The sequence below is a fragment of the Streptomyces turgidiscabies Car8 genome (assembly GCF_000331005.1).
Lineage (GTDB): Bacteria > Actinomycetota > Actinomycetes > Streptomycetales > Streptomycetaceae > Streptomyces > Streptomyces turgidiscabies.
In genome coordinates this window covers 1-3289 of record NZ_AEJB01000102.1, presented here as the reverse complement: position 1 = coordinate 3289, position 3289 = coordinate 1, and the positions used below count along the sequence as shown (strand labels likewise).

At 70.0% G+C, this 3289-nt stretch carries 4 protein-coding genes, 1 pseudogene and 1 riboswitch; of the genes and pseudogenes, 1 reads left to right on the top strand and 4 read right to left on the bottom strand.

Annotated elements, in window-relative coordinates:
* Positions 1-12 precede the first annotated feature (12 nt).
* The 3 genes from STRTUCAR8_RS05620 to STRTUCAR8_RS05610 all read right to left on the bottom strand — a co-directional run bounded on the left by STRTUCAR8_RS05620 (position 13) and on the right by STRTUCAR8_RS05610 (position 2012).
* Positions 13-486, bottom strand: a complete 474-nt coding sequence (locus STRTUCAR8_RS05620; protein WP_006374492.1) for a C40 family peptidase — start codon at positions 484-486, stop codon at positions 13-15.
* 3 nt (positions 487-489) lie between these two features.
* A riboswitch (cyclic di-AMP (ydaO/yuaA leader) is annotated at positions 490-669 on the bottom strand.
* 382 nt (positions 670-1051) lie between these two features.
* Positions 1052-1360 carry a hypothetical protein gene (locus STRTUCAR8_RS05615; RefSeq protein WP_006374491.1) on the bottom strand — a complete coding sequence of 103 codons (309 nt, stop codon included), beginning with the start codon at positions 1358-1360 and terminating at the stop codon, positions 1052-1054.
* Positions 1361-1367: 7 nt separating this feature from the next.
* On the bottom strand, positions 1368-2012 hold the full coding sequence (locus tag STRTUCAR8_RS05610) for an ATP-dependent Clp protease proteolytic subunit (RefSeq protein WP_006374489.1): 645 nt from the start codon (positions 2010-2012) through the stop codon (positions 1368-1370).
* 168 nt (positions 2013-2180) lie between these two features.
* On the opposite strand from STRTUCAR8_RS05610, the gene STRTUCAR8_RS05605 reads away from it, so the two are divergent.
* The gene (locus tag STRTUCAR8_RS05605) at positions 2181-2468 is read left to right on the top strand and encodes a type II toxin-antitoxin system Phd/YefM family antitoxin (RefSeq protein ID WP_006374493.1); all 288 of its coding nucleotides are present in this window, start codon (positions 2181-2183) and stop codon (positions 2466-2468) included.
* 431 nt (positions 2469-2899) lie between these two features.
* Here STRTUCAR8_RS05605 and STRTUCAR8_RS05600 read toward each other — a convergent pair.
* Positions 2900-3289: pseudogene (locus STRTUCAR8_RS05600) on the bottom strand (ABC transporter permease); the annotation flags it as partial.

Genomic DNA, 3289 nt, shown 5'->3' with positions numbered 1-3289 from the left:
CCCCCGGGCAGGTCAGCTGACCCGGCCGTACCAGACGCTCTTCGTCCAGATCTTCTGGAGCTTCACGACGTCCCCGGTCTTCGGGGAGTGCCAGATCTTTCCCTTCCCGGCGTAGATGCCCACGTGGTAGACGTTCGAGCCCGAGTGGAAGAAGACCAGGTCCCCGCCCCTGCGGCTCTTGGCGGAGATGTGCTTGGTCTTGTTGTACTGGGCCGCCGCCGTACGCGGCAGGGACTTGCCCGCCTTCTTGAACGAATACTGCGTCAGACCGGAGCAGTCGAACCTCTTCGGTCCCGCGGCGCCGTACTTGTACGCGGAGCCCTTCTTGGAAGCCGCGATCTGAAGTGCCTTCGTCGACGGAGCGACCGCCGCGGCGTCGGTTGCGACACCGGGGATCACCAGGCTGCCGCCCACGGCGACAAGAGTCAGAGCCGAGGCCGTACCGGCCCGGGTCATCAGCGACGGGACACGATTGAGCGCAGACATGCGCAACCCTTCGTCAGCCGCCTGTGAAGGATGACCTGTCGGATTCGGGCTGACAAAGTTGCCCGGCCGCTGACGCGGCTTCACCCCAAGGGCTGCTCGGCCCGGTCATGGCGTGACCGTTCCGGCGACCCGTCGTGCCTGGGTCCTCCACTCCTGCCGATGCACATCTGTCGACCGGTCATCCAGGCGGCGGCAGGACTCGGCGTCCGCCCGGATCGCCCCGCCGCTTGTGGCGGGGGCTTGTCGTCAGGAAGGGATCTTGGCTCATGGAAGTAGGAAAATCCCAATGGAACCGGGGCTTTGTGGTGTTACTCACCGCTGGCCCATTCGGGTGGACACCCGTACGCCCGGCGGACTTTCGAGGGGGTCGCGCACCCTCGGACCAGGGGTTGAGCGGTCTCGATTCGGTTACGAAGCGCGCGTGTCGCGCAAGCAGAGCGGGCCGGACGGAGGACGGGTGACTACTCCGAACGGGGGATGTCATCCAGTCACCTCCCCATCCGTTCCGGACGGTCCGTCGCCCGACGGGTGAGCCCGACCGGTGCCGTCCCGGGGGTGAGGCGCGTCAACTGGCGGGCTCGCGTGGAACGGTGACGCGCGCCGTGCGGCGCTCCCCGTCCAGGACGCGCAGCGCACGCGCCAGCGTGTGAGCGTGCACCTCGGCCTCACCCCGCTGATGCATGAGCTCCAGCGCGTCCCGCAACGCCACCGCCTTGGCGACGAGGGCCTGCGCGGCCCGCAGCCCCCGGTAGGTGTCTCCGTGATAGGCGGGATTGATACGGCCGAGCAGATCGGCCACTTCGAGGTAACGGTCGATCAACTCGCCCTCCGCGCGCGTCAGTGCGGGCAGCGGAGGCAGTTCGGGTGGAAGCATCGGCGGCTCACCTCGTACCGGGGGTGGGGTGCGACGACTTGCGGCTGGGCACGATCCGGTCCACCAGCCCGTATTCCAGAGCGGCCTGGGCGTCCAGGATCTTGTCCCGCTCGATGTCCGCGGCGACCCGCTCCGGGCTCTGGCCGGTGTGCCGTACGAGGAGTTCTTCCAGCAGGTTACGGACCCGGCCCAACTCCTGGGCCTGAATGGAGAGATCGCTCACCTGGCCATGGACCGGCCCGGACAGCGAGGGCTGGTGGATCAGCACCCGGGCTCCCGGCAGCGCGCTGCGCTTGCCCGGCGTACCCGCGGCCAGCAGCACGGCCGCCGCGGAGGCCGCCTGTCCCAGACAGATCGTCTCCACCTCGCAGGTGACGAACCGCATGGTGTCGTAGATCGCCGTCATCGCGCTGAACGAGCCGCCGGGGGAGTTGATGTACAGGGAGATGTCCCGGTCGGGTGCCAGGTATTCGAGATGCATGAACTGGGCCATCACGTCGTTCGCCGAGGTGTCGTCGACCGGCGTCCCGAGAAAGACGATCCGCTCCTCCAGGAGCTTCGAGTACGGATCCATCGTCCGGCTCCCCGAACTGGTGCGTTCGGTGAACTCGGGCAGGACGTAACGGGCTGACGGGTCGTCGATGTCGTTCATGGCGTGCGCCCTCCTCGGTGGCTTCCGTAAAAAATGTACAGGACGTACAGAGTCTGACGCGAGACTCCGAGGGGTGCTCGCTGACAGCGGAATTCCCGGCGGACCAGCCCCCTCCACGGGCTTCGCCGCTCGGCGGGGCTGTCGGAGTGCGGGTCTAAGCTGGAACACATGGCCTACGAGATTCCGGTGACGCAAGCCAGGGCTGAACTCGCCGACCTGATCAACAAGGTGGTGTACGGCGGTGAGCGCGTCGTCGTGACGCGTCACGGCAAGCCCCTCGTCGCCCTGGTCTCCGCGGCCGACCTGGAACGCCTCGACGAGCTGGACGCGGCGGAGGAACAGGTCGTCGGCGCGGTCTCCAGCGTGGTCTCCGGCGTCAGGGAGGTCGCTGCCGCGCCTGTCGAACGGCAGCGGTTCGGCATCGCGGCGGAGCACCGGCGGCCCGGGGCGCGCTGAAGAGCGCGGGCGAGCGGGCGTGTGACGGGGCGCGGCACGAGAAGGACCGGGTGCTCTCTCCGTCGCAGCGGGGGACCCGGTCGATCGTGTGGCCCTGGCGGGCGAGCGGAGGTGTGGCGCGGTGCGGCCCGAGGGCACGAGACCGGGCGCTCCCTTCGTCGCAGCGGGGGACCCGGCCGGTTGTGCGGCCCTGGCGGGCGTGTGACGCGGCGCGGCGCGAGAGCGACCGGGCGCTCCCTGGTTGTGCGGCCCCCGCCCGGACGAGCAGGGCGGCGTGGCTGTCCTGTGGCGCCTGTTCTCCTTCACCACGGATCGGCGCGGGCGCTGCGCCTGACGCGTGCGGTTCCCTCCGGTTGTCGCCGGGTGGCCCGCCGCGCGATTTCCTCCCCGCCCGGCGCAGGCTCGGCCGGGGGCCGGTTCCGGGCGGACGGTCAGTTCGCGAGGGCGGGTTCCCGCTCGGCGGCGGTGTTGTCGAACTCGCTGTTCCTGTCCTCCGCACGACGCTTGAGCGCGCTGCCCAGCAGTACGGCGCCCAGGCCCAGCGCCGCCCACCAGGTCAGGGTCAGGGCGGGGCCGAAGGACGCGGCGCCGTCGAAGAAGGACACCGAGCGGAGCAGGGAGGCGCCGGCGCCCGGCGGCAGCCACTGACCGATCGTGCCGACCGGCTCGGGCAGCAGCTGCGGGGCACTGGTCGCGCCGGAGAACGAGTTGCCGAGCAGGATGACGGTCAGGCCGCCGATGCCGATTCCCGCTGTTCCCAGCAGTGCGGCGAGGCCGGCGACCGCGCCGCTCACGGCGAGCGTCGTCAGCCCCAGTACCGC